This is a genomic window from Quyinboa mangrovi (assembly GCF_042219825.1).
Lineage (GTDB): Bacteria > Bacteroidota > Bacteroidia > Bacteroidales > UBA5342 > JBHJHP01.
Genome location: NZ_JBHJHQ010000008.1, coordinates 86,721 through 103,105, shown reverse-complemented (window position 1 = coordinate 103,105; position 16,385 = coordinate 86,721). Strand labels below are relative to the sequence as shown.

At 39.7% G+C, this 16,385-nt stretch carries 16 protein-coding genes; 9 read left to right on the top strand and 7 right to left on the bottom strand.

What is annotated here, in order from left to right; translation table 11 throughout:
• Nucleotides 1–9: 9 nt before the first annotated feature.
• Genes ACE1ET_RS16945 through ACE1ET_RS20665 form a run of 3 tightly spaced genes read right to left on the bottom strand, consistent with a single transcriptional unit; the run spans nucleotide 10 to nucleotide 2,289 of the window.
• Nucleotides 10–1,035, bottom strand: a complete 1,026-nt coding sequence (locus tag ACE1ET_RS16945) for a potassium channel family protein (RefSeq protein ID WP_375729613.1) — start codon at nucleotides 1,033–1,035, stop codon at nucleotides 10–12.
• Nucleotides 1,032–1,820, bottom strand: a complete 789-nt coding sequence (locus ACE1ET_RS20670) for a DUF2851 family protein (RefSeq protein ID WP_473774481.1) — start codon at nucleotides 1,818–1,820, stop codon at nucleotides 1,032–1,034. The genes ACE1ET_RS16945 and ACE1ET_RS20670 overlap by 4 nt, the downstream gene beginning before the upstream one ends.
• 16 nt (nucleotides 1,821–1,836) lie before the next feature.
• Nucleotides 1,837–2,289 (bottom strand): DUF2851 family protein, encoded by a 453-nt coding sequence (locus ACE1ET_RS20665; RefSeq protein WP_473774480.1) that lies wholly within the window; start codon nucleotides 2,287–2,289, stop codon nucleotides 1,837–1,839.
• 84 nt (nucleotides 2,290–2,373) lie between these two features.
• Between ACE1ET_RS20665 and ACE1ET_RS16935 the strand changes: the two genes are divergently transcribed.
• Nucleotides 2,374–2,958: an HNH endonuclease gene (locus ACE1ET_RS16935; RefSeq protein ID WP_375729612.1), complete on the top strand. Its 585-nt coding sequence runs from the start codon at nucleotides 2,374–2,376 to the stop codon at nucleotides 2,956–2,958.
• Here the strand turns inward: ACE1ET_RS16935 and mtnP are convergent.
• The 4 genes from mtnP to ACE1ET_RS16915 are packed head-to-tail and all read right to left on the bottom strand — an operon-like array spanning nucleotide 2,955 to nucleotide 6,117.
• Entirely contained in the window at nucleotides 2,955–3,695 is a 741-nt protein-coding gene (gene mtnP / locus ACE1ET_RS16930; RefSeq protein WP_375729611.1) for an S-methyl-5'-thioadenosine phosphorylase, read from the bottom strand. The genes ACE1ET_RS16935 and mtnP overlap by 4 nt on opposite strands.
• The gene (locus ACE1ET_RS16925; RefSeq protein ID WP_375729610.1) at nucleotides 3,692–4,501 is read right to left on the bottom strand and encodes a metal ABC transporter permease; all 810 of its coding nucleotides are present in this window, start codon (nucleotides 4,499–4,501) and stop codon (nucleotides 3,692–3,694) included. Before ACE1ET_RS16925 ends, mtnP begins: the two co-directional genes overlap by 4 nt.
• On the bottom strand, nucleotides 4,494–5,246 hold the full coding sequence (locus ACE1ET_RS16920) for a metal ABC transporter ATP-binding protein (RefSeq protein ID WP_375729609.1): 753 nt from the start codon (nucleotides 5,244–5,246) through the stop codon (nucleotides 4,494–4,496). Before ACE1ET_RS16920 ends, ACE1ET_RS16925 begins: the two co-directional genes overlap by 8 nt.
• Nucleotide 5,247: 1 nt before the next feature.
• The gene (locus tag ACE1ET_RS16915) at nucleotides 5,248–6,117 is read right to left on the bottom strand and encodes a metal ABC transporter solute-binding protein, Zn/Mn family (RefSeq protein WP_375729608.1); all 870 of its coding nucleotides are present in this window, start codon (nucleotides 6,115–6,117) and stop codon (nucleotides 5,248–5,250) included.
• 66 nt (nucleotides 6,118–6,183) lie between these two features.
• Here ACE1ET_RS16915 and ACE1ET_RS16910 point away from each other — a divergent pair, with 66 nt between their 5' ends.
• The 8 genes from ACE1ET_RS16910 to ACE1ET_RS16875 all read left to right on the top strand — a co-directional run bounded on the left by ACE1ET_RS16910 (nucleotide 6,184) and on the right by ACE1ET_RS16875 (nucleotide 16,339).
• Nucleotides 6,184–6,885: a ComF family protein gene (locus ACE1ET_RS16910; protein WP_375729607.1), complete on the top strand. Its 702-nt coding sequence runs from the start codon at nucleotides 6,184–6,186 to the stop codon at nucleotides 6,883–6,885.
• A gap of 12 nt (nucleotides 6,886–6,897) precedes the next feature.
• Nucleotides 6,898–7,695, top strand: a complete 798-nt coding sequence (locus ACE1ET_RS16905) for a PorV/PorQ family protein (protein WP_375729606.1) — start codon at nucleotides 6,898–6,900, stop codon at nucleotides 7,693–7,695.
• A complete protein-coding gene (locus ACE1ET_RS16900) occupies nucleotides 7,665–9,674 on the top strand; it encodes a helix-hairpin-helix domain-containing protein (RefSeq protein ID WP_375729605.1) in 2,010 nt (669 codons plus the stop codon). Before ACE1ET_RS16905 ends, ACE1ET_RS16900 begins: the two co-directional genes overlap by 31 nt.
• 102 nt (nucleotides 9,675–9,776) lie before the next feature.
• On the top strand, nucleotides 9,777–11,321 hold the full coding sequence (locus ACE1ET_RS16895; RefSeq protein ID WP_375729604.1) for a glycoside hydrolase family 10-like protein: 1,545 nt from the start codon (nucleotides 9,777–9,779) through the stop codon (nucleotides 11,319–11,321).
• A 1-nt stretch (nucleotide 11,322) separates the two neighbouring features.
• On the top strand, nucleotides 11,323–12,783 hold the full coding sequence (locus ACE1ET_RS16890) for a glycosyltransferase family 2 protein (protein WP_375729603.1): 1,461 nt from the start codon (nucleotides 11,323–11,325) through the stop codon (nucleotides 12,781–12,783).
• Nucleotides 12,755–13,768 (top strand): DUF4922 domain-containing protein, encoded by a 1,014-nt coding sequence (locus ACE1ET_RS16885; RefSeq protein ID WP_375729602.1) that lies wholly within the window; start codon nucleotides 12,755–12,757, stop codon nucleotides 13,766–13,768. Before ACE1ET_RS16890 ends, ACE1ET_RS16885 begins: the two co-directional genes overlap by 29 nt.
• Nucleotides 13,765–15,075 carry a SpoIID/LytB domain-containing protein gene (locus tag ACE1ET_RS16880; protein WP_375729601.1) on the top strand — a complete coding sequence of 437 codons (1,311 nt, stop codon included), beginning with the start codon at nucleotides 13,765–13,767 and terminating at the stop codon, nucleotides 15,073–15,075. Before ACE1ET_RS16885 ends, ACE1ET_RS16880 begins: the two co-directional genes overlap by 4 nt.
• Complete coding sequence (locus tag ACE1ET_RS16875; RefSeq protein ID WP_375729600.1) at nucleotides 15,059–16,339, top strand: MFS transporter; 1,281 nt, start codon at nucleotides 15,059–15,061, stop codon at nucleotides 16,337–16,339. The genes ACE1ET_RS16880 and ACE1ET_RS16875 overlap by 17 nt, the downstream gene beginning before the upstream one ends.
• Nucleotides 16,340–16,385: the final 46 nt, after the last annotated feature.

Below are 16,385 nucleotides of genomic sequence, written 5' to 3'. Positions count from 1 at the left end.
GAGGTGTGATTATTGCGCAATTAATATTTCCTTCATTTTCTTAATCTGCAGGGGTGATCCCAAAACAAATAACTGGTCCGTTTGTGATAGCTCGAAATCAGCCGAAGGGTTGAATACAAAGCTTCCTTCTTCGGTCTTGACCCCAACAATATTTACACCGGTTTTATCGCGCAAACCAAGATCTTTAATTTTGGTTCCGGGAACATTGTCTGACATCAATTCACAAGGCACCATTTCAAGACTTACATCCTTTGCACTTTGCAGCAAAACGTATTCCCAGAATTCAACAACATCAGGTTGAGCTACCAGTTTGGCCATCCTCTGGCCGCCAATACGATCAGGCATTATCACATTATCTGCACCTGCACGGCGCAACTTCATGTCTGATTTAAAATCCGATGCCCTGCTGATAATTTTTATGGTCGGGTTCATTTCCCTGGCAGTCAGTACCACATAAATATTGTCAGCATCATTTGGGAGGGCTGTGATCAATGCTTTTGCTTTCATGATCTGCGCCTCATTCAGTACCTCTTCCGAAGCCGCATCACCCTGAATGAATAATCGCTCAGGATTTTCGCGGATCCGCTCTACTACATTATCACGCTTTTCAATCACAATAAAATCGATGTGGTGATCGGCCAGTTCTTCCACGGCCTGAAAACCGTTACGGCCATAACCGCAAACGATCACATGATCTTTGAGTTTTGTAATCTGCTTTTTCACGTTATAGTCTTTTATTTTTTGTCTGAAATAACCATCAAGCAACAGTCTTGTGAAATGAGTTACAGCGTAACCAATAACAAATATACTGTAGATGATGATGAACATGGTAAACCACTTTCCTGTATCATGTAACGGGCTTACCTCTCTGTATCCTACCGTGGCGGCTGTTATAACGGTCATGTAAAGGGCATCGGTTATGGAATAACCTTCAATAAACATATAACCTGTAGTCCCAATCACAAACAGACCGAGTACAAGCACAACTGTTATGAATACGTCTTTAAAACCGACAACCGTTTTTACACGCTTCATCCTTTCTTAGTTAAGATTTGATGTCCTATCTGACAAGATAAGCATTTTTTTACTTTGCAGTAATTATTATACAAATATATTAAAGCCTGCGATTGAAATGCATTCTCAGGATTAATATTCAGCGCTATCCACCTTTTAATAATGCTGTTTTTTTCAGGTTTAATTTTTTCCAGCAAGTTTAATGCTCTGCTTATAATGGATTCATCATCAGTTGATTTTCCGTATGCGAACAGGAAGGGAACAATTGTGTTCAGAATAATCAGCGTTTTAGAGGCATTTCCCAGGCGTTTGACCTCGCGAGAAGATATTGATGCAACATTAAATCTGAAATGATATGTCCAGTAATCGTTGGCTTCTGCATCCAAAAGGTCATGAATCTCATTTATAGTTTTGGCATCAAGAATTTTGGATAGCATGCCGTGTTGTTTTGTCAGTAGATTACAAAACTGAGCTATTCTTACTGTGGGAAAGTTATTGGGACGCAAACGCATAAATCGCCAGATATGTTTTTCAAGTGGCGTAAGTTTATATTTATTAGCAAGAAAAAGATATTCCTTGTGAAGTTCGTTATAATAATCATCTTCAGCGAGTATTTCATCGAGGAAACCTGCCTGGCCGAATAATAATGCTTCAACCTGGAACGGGTTGTCGGCATGTTTCAGGATCGTATTAAAGGGTAATGATTTAGCTAAAAGTTCAAACGGTTCATTGTTGATCCCGAATCCAAAGTTTCGGCTAAGCAGAACATAAAAGGTCTCATTCCAGTTGTTTTGATTTCTTAACAATAAATCACATATCGTATCATACTTTTGTAGTGAGCCATGAGATTAGATATATTTCATTTATCTTGTACAGGTTTTTTCCGCAGGGAATGGCGGTTACCTGTCTTAGTAAGGAATTATATTCGTTTAGAAGAGAGGATGAAATCTGCATTTCAAGTGTTGGAATACGGGTTCCGAGCTCATTGTACGTTGGTTGGTCGTTGTAATGAACCACATGCAGGATAACATTGTTATACTGTCTGTTAGTATTGTGTTTATGCCTGATCCATTCGCTGGATAAAGCATGAATTTCAATGTTCCCCACCCACAGGGTGCCGTCTATGATGACTTTTGCATTAAAAAAGTCAGGCCCGCTATTGTGGTTTAGCTGACCCGGATCAATAACCTCTATTCTCTCATTAGTGTCAGTTAATAATTCCACTTGCGTATAAAGCTTATAGAGCCAGGCAAATTGGAGTAGTTCTTCTTTCATGGTTTTATCGATTAGAGTATGAGGTAAATATACAAAAAGTCTAGTTATTTTGTATAAATGCGTTGATAATCAAATTAGTGTATTATGGGAGCAAAGGATATTAAAGGGGAAAAATGGAAACCAGTATGGTTTGAAAATATTCATCCGGACGAAAAGTATGAGGTGTCTAACTTAGGAAGGATTCGTCGTTGGAAACCGAAACATGATGACTGGAAAATTCTGAGTACTTCAAACCAGAGAAAGGATGGTACAGGGTATCATTACTTCAGGTTTAAAGGTGCCGATAATCAGTTGCGTACTAAATCAGTGCACAGACTCGTAGCATTGGCATTTGTGTCGAAACCATCACCTGAGCACGATTTTGTGTGTCATGTCGATTATAATAAGGGTAATAACAGAGCCGATAATCTTAAATGGGTTACCCGCTCTGAACTGGTTAAGCACAATCAGGAAAATCCGAAAGTTATTGCAGGGCATAAACGGACATTGGGTTTGGTTCGTCGTGCAAAACTGAGTGAATCAGATGTGATACGGTTAAAGAAAAAGCTGAAAAGAGGTAAGACAAAAGTGCATACACTTGCCAAAGAGTTTGGTATTACCGAAGTTCAGGTAAACCGTATTAAAAAGGGTGAAAACTGGAAACACATAACAGTGGATGATAAAGATTAGAAGTCTGCAACTGCAGTTGTAAGTATCTTTATCATGTTTTCAGTGTTCTTTTTAAGTATTTCAACTACTGCCTGCCAGGTAACAGGTTCTTCGTCTGTTTTCCAGCAATCGTAATCTGTTGCCATGGCTATGGGTGCATAAGGCAGTCCGGCTTCATTAGCCAGAATAGCTTCCGGAGCCGTAGACATGTTAATGATATCTGCACCCCACAACCTGAACATATTTGATTCTGCTCTTGTGGAAAATCTGGGACCTTCAATCGTAACAATTGTTCCTTTGGTATGGTATTCTATATCAAAATTCTCACAGGAATCCATCAGTAATTTACGTATCATGTTGTCAAACGGATCCGCCATTGGTGTGTGATGCATTTCTCCGGGTTTGAACGTATCAAAAAAGGTGGTAGGCCGGTGTCGTGTCATGTCTATAAACTGATCCGGAACCACAAATGAACCACGATGAATTTCTTCGCGAAGACTGCCACAGGCTGTTGTTGCAATAATCCCTGAACACCCAAGCTCTTTCAATAACCAGATGTTGGCACGGTTGTTAACATGAGTCGGTGAAATAGTATGCTTTTTGCCATGTCTTGAGATAAGGATTACATCTTTGTCGGAAATTTTACCACTGGTATATAATGCGTCACCATACGGTGTATTAAAACGTTCTTCCCTGGCATTAAACAGTATGTCCGGATTTTCCAGTCCGGATCCGCCAATAATAGCAATAGGTTTCATAATAAGTGTTTTATTAACCGTGCAACGGCATAAAAAATTATCAGCACTGATATAATTACCGGTCCGGTTATCAGATCAAAATAATACGAAATAACCAATCCGCTTAAGGTGGCAATAATACCAATAATGATTGACCCAATAATTATTTTTTTGAAATTCCGGGTGAACAGGTTGGCTGTTTCCTGCGGTATGGACAACAATGCCAGGATAAGTATAATACCTACAACGCGTATGGTTATAACAACCGTTGCTGCTGTGAGTATAATCAGAATGCTGTTTATGAGATTAACGGGAATATGTTTGACCCGGGCAAAATCCTCGTCGAATGAAGTAATAAGGATAGTGTTGTAGTATAACACAAAAAACAGTGTTGTTGCAATAACCAAACCTGCCATCAGCCATAATTCTGAGGAGGTGATTGTAAGGATGTTACCAAGCAAATAGGACATCAAATCGGGAGAATAGCCCGGCTTAAGCGATACCAGTAAAATTCCTGCAGCCATTCCTGCTGACCATGCAACCGCAATAACAGAATCTTTTCTGAATTTAAACCGGTGTGAAACATGTTCTATTCCCAAACCAGCCAGTATCGCGAATGCAACACCTGAAAAAATAGGATTAAATCCCAGATAATATCCCAGGCCTATTCCGCCAAAGGCAGCATGTGATAATCCCCCACTTACAAAAACCATTTTGCGCGAAACAATGTATGTTCCGATAATTCCGCATAAAATACTGGCAAGCAGACTTCCCCATATGGCGTTTGTAAAAAAACGGTATTCAAATAAGTTCAGAATATCATTCATGAAGATGGTCTTTTAAAACGCGATGAGGTACTTTCCCGTGTGTTATAAGTTCAACGGGACATTGGTAGCTTTCTAACATTTCTTCGGTAATTTCATTGTTTGGATGGTAGTGCATGGTATAATTGATGCAGGCAATGGTTTTCACATAGCTCGAAATAATTCCCAGATCGTGTGATACAAGGATAATAGCCATGTGTTGGTTCAGCTCATTAAGAATGGAATACAACATATCTTCAGAATGCTGATCGAGATACGTGTTTGGCTCATCCAGAATAAGAAGGTCCGGATCTGAAATGATAGCCCGGCCAAGTAGTGCCCTCTGCATTTCACCACCTGAAATCTCTGAGATTGATGCACTTTTTAAATGTGACAGGTGTAGTCTTTCAAGTAGTTCGTCAGTCTTCCTCAATTCTTCCCTGCTGTACCTCATGTTCCATTTTTTTATGATGCCTGATGATACAACTTCTCTTACTCTAATGGGAAACTGATGATCAATCTGGTTTTTTTGTGCCAGGTAACCAACCCTCAGCCTGTCCGATACTTTGTTATTCCGGTAAGCCTGCAAAGTTCCTCTTTCGGGTTGTAGCAGCCCTACAATAACCTTAACCAGGGTCGTTTTTCCACCTCCGTTGGGGCCGATAAAACCAATAAAGTCATTTTGACTGATGGTTAGAGAGATATCCTCAATCGCTCTTTTTTTATCGTACCCGGCGCTGATATGACTAAGTTCCAGAATTTTTGCCATGCTAGAGATTTTTTAAATAGTTTGCCAGCTTTTCAGATTCAGCCATATAATCATATCCCAGTGGATCGATCTCAATTAATTCGGCTCCTGATTCTTCGGCTATTACCTGAGCATTGCTCTTGTCAAACTGTTTCTGGATAAAAATGTATTTAATCTTTTTGCTTTTGACTTCATCGATCAATTGCTTTATGTAAGCAGCTGTTGGTTCTTTGCCTTCCTTTTCAATCGAAATCTGTTCAAAACCATAATCATGGGCTATATATGCCAATGCCGGATGATAAATCACAAATGTTTTTTGTTGCGCATTTAACGCTGCATCTTTGAATAAAGAATCCAGTTTGTTAAGGTCATTTTGCAGAATAACATAATTGCTGTCAAGTGTTGACTGGTTAAATAATTTAGAGTATCCCAGCATCGCATACATTATTTCAACCATCTTTTTGGCCTCTTTGGGTGAAACCCATAAATGAGGATCCGATTCTTCATGTTCTTCCACAGAGCCTTTATGATGATGCCCTTCCAGCCTAACAATACCGGCAGTAGTATTGATAAACATCGTTGTTTCATTCAAATCTTTGAATTTCGGCAACCAAACATTTTCAAATCCGAGTTGATCAATGTAAAAGTAATAAACCGACTGATTCATCTCCTTCATTTGTTTGGGTGTTGGACTGTAGGTCGCAGGATTGCTGCCAGGTGGCAGCAGACAATTTACATGAACTTGTTTACCCGTTAAAATGTCCAGCCATTGTTTTTGCGGTAAAATAGAAACAGACATGGTAATGCCTTGTTCTTTTTTTGCAGTACAACCTGTGAAGAACGTTATTATGCTGAGTAAAATGATAAGTGAAAAAAGCCGGCTTTTCATCATTTGAAAAAAATTGTAACTTTATAACAACCCTTTACATTGTTTGTTGCAAAATTATAACCTAAAACAATGAAAAAAAATTTAATCTCAAATTATCTCAGGGATTTTACGGCTTTGCTGTTTCCTGACCTTTGTTTTGCCTGCTCCGGACCATTGATGGGAAATGAAAAATACATCTGTCTCTCGTGCGAATACGATTTACCCGAAACGCATTTTGATGTGATGGAAGGTAATCCGGTGGAGCAGGCTTTCTGGGGAAGGAGCCGGATTTATTCTGCTACGGCTTTTGTCCGGTTTGAAAAAGGAAGTAAAGTGCAGCATTTGTTGCATGCATTGAAATACAACGGTCAGAACGAGTTAGGTGATTATTTGGGCCAGCTTATGGGACAAAGTATCAGGGACAACAGAAGATTTAATACCGTTGATGTAATTATTCCGGTTCCGTTGCACCCGAAAAAATTAAGAAAAAGGTCTTATAACCAGAGTGAATGTCTTGCAAAAGGTATGAGTAATGTTTTGCAAAGACCTGTTTTAAACGATGTGTTGATCCGGAAGATATTTAATCCGACCCAGACAAAAAAAGGAAGGTATCAGCGTTGGGAAAATGTAGAAGGAATTTTTGAAGTAGTGGCACCGGAACAGTTGGAAAACAAACATGTTCTTTTGGTTGACGATGTGATTACTACCGGGTCAACGCTTGAAGCAGCCGCTTTGCCCCTTGTTGGAATTATGAATACCCGGGTAAGTGTAATGACATTTGCATTTGCCTGAAAAACCTACAATATGAATAAATACGTTTTATTGCTGAGTATTGCGTTTTGCAGTACGGTGCAGGCATCTGATTTTTATTTTCCGGTCGGAACAGTATCAAATACGTCTGTTGCCGGTTACAGTTTCTGGGCAGTAGTTAATAATCCGTCAGTTACGGCTTTTTACAGTAACCCGGAAATAGGAGTTAATTACGAATCGCGGTTTGGACTAAAGGAGCTTTCTGTCAGCTCTGTCGGCCTTGTTTACCCGGTTCAGACAGGAACGGTGTTTTCTTCTTTTCAGCACTATGGCTATTCGGTGTATCACGAAATGAGGTTTAGTATTGGCTATTCACGGGCTTTCGGCGAGAAATTTGGTGGTGCAGTGCAGTTTAATTTATTGGCCTTCAGGCCTGATCCGGAAACTCAGGAACTGTATTCGTTTTCTGCCGATGTGAGCCTGTATGCGAAACCATCGGATAAGCTGAACCTTGGTTTTAATCTGATCAATATTCCTTCCGCAAAATTTAAGGATGATGTTACGATTCAGGTTCCTGTTATGTACAGATTTGGTCTGGACTGGAAGATTTCAGATTCATTCGATGTGCTCACCGAAATTTCCGCGAAAAATGGGCAGGTTCCAAATATTAGTGGAGGGGTATGCTATGAATTAATCAAAGATTTTAAAGTTTTAGCAGGAGTTGCGGGTAATCCTGTAGCTGTTTCAGCGGGAGTGATGTATTCAAAATGGAATTTACATCCAGGAATCTCCTGTTCAGTAATCAGACAAATCGGAAAAATATGGAATTGCTCTGTAAGCTACGGGTTTTAATATTGTTCTTGGTTTGGTTTTTGGCCCAAGATACCACCTCCCAGGATTTTGGATCAACACTTGAAGAGGTAATAGAGGATATTGCCGCAAAAAGTGACGATGAACTTCCTGAGGATTGGATAGAGCACATGTATGAATTAGCAGAGCATCCTCTGAATCTGAATTCTGCCACAAAAGAAGAACTTGAACGAATCAGGTTTCTGACCTTGTATGAGATCGAAAATTTGCATCATTATATTTATGAGTACGGCGAACTGTATTCAATTTATGAATTGTTGGCTGTTAAAGGTTTTGATGAGCAGACCGTGCGTTGGTTGATGCATATTGTAAAAGTTGGTAAGGTTGAAAATCTTACTTATGGAAGATACAACAAAAAGGATACAGTATTTATAAAGCATGAATCTTTGTTTCGAATATCAGGAACCGCAGAACCTTTAAAGGGAACTGTTGATGGTAGCTTTGTCGGTTCTCCTGTTCAATTACTGTTAAAACATAAAACTGAAGCAGGGAAGTATAAGGCGGGATTAGTATACGAAAAGGATGCCGGTGAAATGTTTTGGGATACACGGTTGCAACGCCCAGAATATTTAGCATATTACCTGGAACATAAAGACACAGGAAAATTGAAACATATGATTATCGGGAACTACCGGGTTAATTTCGGGCAGGGACTAAACCTGTGGCAGAATTTTGGCTTTGGTAAATCGTCCATGATAATGAATGGAGTAAAATCAGGACCTGTGTTTACGAGACATTCATCAGCATCGGAGTACAATTATTTTCAGGGAGCTGCTGCAACGCTAAATGTATTGAATTCTGAGTTTTCGGTATTTGGTTCATACCGTAAACCAGATGCGACTATTCGTAAAACTGATGAACAGTTATTGGTGACATCGGTGGGCGAAACAGGTTATCACAGAACTGAATCAGAGCACAACAGGAAAGCAAATTTGCAGCAATCAGCTTTTGGGATGCGTTTAAGCAAAGGATTCAGCAAGATAAAAATTGGCGCCTCTTTTCATACGATTGTTTATGATTATCCGGTATCGGTTGTAAGCGAAAATTATAACAGCAGGTACTATAAAGGTTTGTCTGCTGATTTTCTGTATTCCGGATATTCGATAATTGGTTGGGGAGAATTGGGGGCAGATCTTAATGGAAAACTGGCAGGTTTGTTGGGGCTAAATATTTATCCATCAAGTATTTTTTCATTGTCATTGGTAGCCCGGTCTTTTCCTTCAGGCTATCAGGTGGTGTACAGTTCGCCGTTTTCTGAAACGGGAAAAAGTGACAACGAAAAGGGGATTTATCTGGGTGTTGAAGTTTTACCGTTTGCTGGTGTAAAGGTGCAGAGTTATCTGGATGTTTTTCGGTTTTATGCTCCACGGTTTAATGTAGATGCACCATCTTCGGGCTTTGAAAATCTTACAGCAGTATCCTGGATCTTGACCCGGACAACAAATCTAAATGTGAGGTTTAAATATGAGCAGAAAGAGAAAAATTATTCGAATGGCATCTTCAATGCGGTTGAACCGTTTGATAAGATGTCCGTCAGGTTAAGCCTTAAATCTGATGTGCTGGAGGGATTATCATTGCAAAGCAGAATAGATTATGTTACCAATACGTATTCAGGTTCACCTGAGAATGGATGGATGTTCCTTCAGGATGTCAAAGTGAAAATGCCTCATCCTGGTTTAGGAATTACAGGCAGAATTGCATTTTTCAGTACAGACTCATATAATACCGGTGTGTATGTTTATGAACCGGACGTATTGTATGCTTTTTCAGTCCCTGTTTATTACGGGCAGGGGTTGCGGTTTTTGATGAATGTTAATTATAAAATATCAAAACATACAATACTGTATGTTAAGTGTGGTCGCTTTGTTTACAGAGACAGGGAAAGTGTAAGCAGTGGGGTGACAGAAATACAGGATAATATAAAAACAGATCTGCGATTTCAGATAAGATTTAAGTTTTAGGAATAAGTAAGTTGTTTAAAACCTGTCAATTAAATTCGTACGTGTCCCTTTTCTCTATGTAAGATTTCGCTATATTTGCTTTCTTCAAAAAGGCACTCAAGGATGAAACAAAACCTCACGGCAAGGTTAATTTTTATTTTATTTACTTATTTGGTTGGTAGTATGGGTGTTGCGCAGGATTCTCCGAAAAGAGAAATGCGTGGCGTTTGGGTGGCTACCGTTCTGAATATTGACTGGCCATCAAGACCGGGACTTAACGCAAGGCAACAACAAAAGGAAATCGATCAGTTACTGGATGAATTTAAATCCTTGAACCTGAATGCTGTTTTTTTGCAGATCCGGCCGGTTAGTGATGCCATATATCGTTCAAATTATGAGCCTTGGTCGCAGTATTTATCAGGTGTTCAGGGAGAAGCTCCAAATCCTTTATACGATCCTCTCGATTATTTTATTGAAGGATGTCATAATCGTGGAATGGAATTGCATGCCTGGATGAATCCTTTTCGGGTAAAACAAAAACCGGAAGATAAACTTGTTGAAGGTCATATTTTTGAACAACACCCTGACTGGGGCTGGCAATACGGAACCAAAACATATCTCGATCCGGGGATTCCTGCAGTACGGGATTTTTTGTCTGAGATTGTGAAGGATGTGGTGATACGCTACGATGTTGACGGAATTCATTTTGATGATTACTTTTATCCCTATCCTATACCAGGTGAAGAGATTCCTGATTCAGTGTCATTTGAGAAATATAATAATGGCTACTCCATTGACAGAATATCCGATTGGAGGCGGAATAATGTTGATGAATTCATTTTTAAAATAAACCGTGATATAAAAGATATAAAGCCCTGGGTGCAATTTGGGGTAAGTCCGTTTGGCGTTTGGCGAAATAAGCAGGATGACCCGGACGGCTCCGATACAAATGCCGGAACTACGGCATATGACGGCTTATACTCCGATGTTATAAAATGGATCAGACTGGGATGGGTGGATTATTTAGTGCCCCAGATTTACTGGCAGTTCGATCATCCCAAAGCAGATTTTAAAACTCTGGCTGACTGGTGGGGAGAGCATGCATTCAACCGGAATATGTTTATCGGTCATGGTTTATACAGACTGACACAGGAAGGTGCGGATGAAGCATGGAAAAATCCGGTTGAATTCCCGAGGCAGATAAGGTATGTCAGAAAAAATCCTGATTTAAAAGGAAGTATATGGTTTAGTAGTTCACGTTTTTTCAACGAAACTATCGGGTTTACTCAATTTCTGAAAAATGCATATTACCGGAATAAGGCGTTAATGCCAGAGATTAAATGGATAAAAGGTGATGAGCCATTTACACCTGTGAATATTCAGGCCAGAAAGGTTAAAGATAATAATGTGCTACTTAAGTGGGATAAGCCATTTGTAAAAGAGGGTTTTTCTGAACCCAAATTTTACGTAATTTACCGCTGTAAAAATGGCGAAAGAATAGATATTAATGATCCGAAGTATATTTATGATGTTGTAAAACATCCTGAGTATTTAATAAAGATTCCGTTTTTTAAACTCAAAAAGGAAGAATATATCTACAGGATTACTACGATTGACAGGTTGAACAGTGAAAGTGAACTCAGTAATCCGGTTGTAATAAATCAGTAATATGTTACGCACAGATTTAATTTTTTTTTCAGATATTTGTATTGGACTAGATGATAATTTGATTGATGTAAGAATCTCAATATCTGAGAAACCCCGGAACGAGTCTGTCGTTTTGCTTTCTGGATTTAAAAATCCTTATTGTACAAACGCTTTAAAAAAGGCTGGAACATATTTAAAAAGTGAATTTGTGGCCATTATCGCAGACAGGAAGAATCCGAAAATTGTGGGCAATGGTTTAAACCGAATGATTAATGTGATGCATTCACAGGGATCTGAAATGGTTTATTCAGATTACTGGTTGAGTTCTGATGGGCATCAGGATTTAATACCCGTTCTTGATTATCAACCCGGAAGTCTGCGTGATAATTTTGACTTTGGTGTGGTACAGTTGTTCAAAAGATCAACATTTGAAGAATGGTGCGAATTTACAGAGGAGTTGGAGTATTCATCTCTTTATTCGCTTAGGTTGTTTGCCTCGCGAAAGGGACCGGTAACACGTATTCCGGAGCCATTATTTATTTGCGACAGAACAGACGTAAGGGCCAGTGGTGAAAAACAATTCGATTATGTAAAAAGGGAAGCTGAGGAGCGGCAGAAAGAATTGGAGCTCGTTTGCACCTTACATCTGGAAAGGATTGACGGATTAACTGATCCGAATAAAATAGAAGTTGTTTTTGAGGATGATTTTCCGGTTGAGACGACTGTTGTCATACCAGTGAAAAACAGGGTGAGTACCATAGCAGATGCTATCCGGTCGGTTTTATCACAAAAAACAGAATTCGATTTTAACATCATTGTAGTGGATAATCATTCTGATGATGGCACAACAGAGGTGATACAAACTATTGCAGAGAAAGACAAAAGGGTTGTGCATCATATCCCTGAATCAAAGGGTTTAGGTATTGGTGGATGCTGGAACGAGGCATTAGACCATGAACAATGTGGAAAATTTCTGGTTCAACTTGACAGCGACGATCTTTATTTTAATGAACGAACTTTAGAACGAATTATAAGTACTTTTTACCGTGATCATTGTGCTATGGTAATCGGGTCATATAAAATGGTTGATTTCAACCTGAAAGATCTACCGCCTGGTATTATTGATCATAAAGAATGGACGGATGAAAATGGTGCGAATAACGCTCTTCGTATTAACGGATTGGGTGCCCCGCGTGCTTTTTATACAAATGTCCTGCGTGATATCAGATTTCCAAACACCAGTTATGGTGAGGACTATGCTGTTGTTTTAGCCGTATCAGGCCGGTATAAAACATCACGTATCTATGACCCGGTATATCTATGCCGGCGATGGGAAGGAAATTCTGATGCCAGTCTTAATGTATATCAGGAAAACAGAAATAACTGGTACAAAGACTGGTTGCGTACAACTGAATTAAATAAACGCATTTCATGTAACAGGAAAAAAGAGAGGGATGAAAGAAACACTGAAACATATTGCTGAAAAAGAGATGTTGGAAGCTTTTGCAGGAGGAGAACAGTTTCAGGAAATGGTTTTTGCGCTTTTGGATCAGCAAAAGTTTGTCTGGCAGCTGGCGTCTAAAAACTATCGGAGCCTGAAAAAAATGAAGATACGAACGCTTGAGATTGATGATGTAAAAATATATCTGCAATATAATGCTGAACGTATAAAATCAACCAGTGCCAAAGTTGATGAAAAATCTATTAGCGAACGGCCTTGTTTTCTATGTGAGGAGAATCTTCCTCCAATGCAGGTCGGTGTTCCGTTTAAGGATAAATATCTGATTACGGTAAATCCTTATCCGATTTTTCATCATCATTTTACCATTCCGTTAATGGGGCATTCACAACAGGAAATCGGGCCATATTTTCATGATATGCTTGAACTCGCCGAACAGTTACCTTGTCTGACAATTTTTTATAATGGTCCTAAATGTGGGGCGTCAGCTCCGGATCATTTCCATTTTCAGGCTGTTACTACCGGTATTTTGCCCGTTGAACGCGATGCCGCAAAACTAAACTATACCGAGCCATTTTTTGTAACGGATAAAATAAATATATCAGTTTTTAAACATTATCTGCGTAATGGTATAGTCATAAAATCACCATGGGCCGGAGAAGTTGAAATGGCTTTTGCCGCCTTAATGGATGCCTTGCCCAACAAGGATAACGGTGAACCGATGGTGAACATCATTACCACTCATAACGAAGATCAGTGGCAGGTAATTATTATGCCAAGGGACAAGCATCGTCCGGAATGTTATTACAGCTCACATGACGATAATTTATTGCTTAGTCCTGCTGCTGTTGATATGGGAGGAATTTGTATCCTTCCCCGTGAAGAAGACTTTGATAAGGCTACTCCGGAATTAATCAGGCAGGCATACATGGAAGTTACCCGTAGTGATATTGGATTTGACAGTGATCTTAAACGGTTTTCAAAACGTTTGAAAGCAATCTGGCCGTGATATTTGAATCCGGAAGTGAACCTGTTATTGAGGTCGGTTTGTTGCTGGCTGAAAAAATAGAGGTTTGTTTGCACGGTAATTATTCGAACAAGGAAAAGACGTTTACAAATAATATTGAAATTACCATCAGTGACAAAGGGCTTGTTGTTGATGGTAATTTTTATTTTGAACCGGATGGTTTGAACCTTAAACCCGAAAACGATGCCACCTTTACGGTTAAAGATGTGGTATTTGGGATTGGATTTCATTGGGAAAGGTTGGAGGATCTTACATTTAAAGGAGAACTCGGTTTTAAAATTGAGGACCGAAAGATCAGGTTGATTAACCGCGTAACACTGGAAGATTATCTTAAAAGTGTTATCTCATCCGAAATGAGTGCGACCGCCTCAAATGCGTTGCTGAAAGCTCATGCAGTGATGTCCAGGAGCTGGTTAATTGCTCAGTTGATCCAAAAACATAAACCGGACACGCATATTGCTGACGCTTCAAATGAAATTATTCGATGGTACGATCGCGAGGATCACTCAGGATTTGATGTGTGTGCCGACGACCACTGCCAGCGTTATCAGGGCATAACCCGGATTACGAATGAAAAGGCGCTGAAAGCTATTGAAGAGACATGTGGTTTGGTGTTGAAATACGAAGACGAAATTTGCGACGCACGGTTTTCAAAATGTTGTGGAGGTGTAACAGAACGGTTCGATACCTGCTGGGAAGAAAAGAATCCGCCATATCTGCAACCTGTATTTGACGGAACAGGAACTGATACCGGTAATTATTTTGATGAGGCAGGCGCCAAAGCATTTATCTTAAAGGATATGGACGCTTTTTGTAATACAAGCGATACCAAAATTCTGGATCAGGTATTGAATGACTACGACCGTGAAACTCCGGCTTTTTTCAGATGGAAAGAGGAAATGACAGCCTTGGAAATAAAGCGGTTGTTAAAGAAAAAAATCGGGATAGAGATTGGTGATATTCTTGATCTGATCCCCCTGGATCGTGGAGTCTCTGGAAGAATATTCAGGTTGAAAATTGTAGGATCGGAAAATGAAATTATAATAGGAAAGGAACTGGAAATACGCAAAGCCTTGTCGGAGTCACATTTGCTGAGTTCTGCTTTTGTTGTGGATAAGATAACGGACGAAACTAGGGGATCAACACTGTTTAAGTTGCATGGTGCTGGTTGGGGACACGGTGTTGGATTGTGCCAGATTGGTGCGGCTGTGATGGGAGAGAAAGGTTATTCTTTCGAAGAAATTTTAAACCATTATTTTAAACAGACCAGCCTTGAGAAAATCTACTAAACATGTCAATCCATGGGCGTGGGTTCCCTCGTTATATTTCAATCAGGGACTGCCGTATGCCGTTGTAATTCTGGTGTCGGTTATTCTGTACAAGGATCTGGGCATGTCGAATACCGATATTGCCTTTTATACCAGTTGGTTTTATGTGCCATGGGTAGTCAAACCTTTCTGGGGGCCGATCGTAGACAATATCAGCACAAAACGGTTTTGGATTGTGGTGACCCAGATTCTGATGGGAGCAGGTTTTGCGGTGCTTGGTCTGTCCCTGCAATTGCCCGATTATATTAAATGGAGTCTGATTGTATTTTGGCTGCTGGCTTTCAGTTCTGCCACTCATGATATTGCTGCCGATGGCTTTTATATGTTGGGTCTTACCCAAAAGGAGCAAAGTTTTTTTGTAGGTATTCGCAACACCGCCTACCGCATTGCCATGATTGCAGCTCAGGGTGGCATTGTTATTTTAGCAGGGATTTTAGGCAATCGAACTTCAAATCCTAAAATGGCATGGACGCTGATTTTTGTTGGAACCGGGGTTGTGTATTTCGGAATTGCTATTTATCACTGGTTAATTTTCCCAAAGCCTGATCTGGATGATAAACGTAAAATTTTAAGCCTGATTAATCTGTTTGATTCTTATTTTAAAACATGGACCGCTTTTTTTCAAAAACCGCAAATACTAATAGGACTGTTTTTTATTCTTTTATATCGTTTGGGCGAAGCACAACTTGGGAAAATTGCTGCACCCTTTTTAATGGATGATCCTGCGGTTGGCGGTTTAGGGTACAACAAGGAGCAGGTAGGATTTTTATATGGAACTGTAGGCGTACTTGCATTGGTAGGTGGTGGTTTGCTTGGTGGAATTCTGGCATCAAAAAAGGGTTTGAAATACTGGATGTGGCCCATGGTGATGGCGATGAACCTTCCGAATCTGGCTTATGTTTATCTCGCTTACTTTCCACCTTCAGATATTTCCATTACCGGTATTCTGATTGCTATTGAACAATTTGGATATGGACTGGGATTCACGGCTTTTACGCTTTATCTGATTCATTTTTGTGAAGGTGAATTGCGTACGTCGCATTATGCATTTGCAACCGGTTTTATGGCTCTGGGTATGATGTTACCCGGCATGATTTCCGGTTGGATACAGGAACAGATCGGTTATCAGTATTTCTTTATCTGGGTACTGCTTTGTACAATTCCCGGTTTTTTACTGGTTCGGTTTCTGCATATCGATCCAAGATTCGGGATGAAAGAAGAGTGATCAATAAAGTTATAGAGTGAATAGGATTGCTGCAATTCGTAGAATA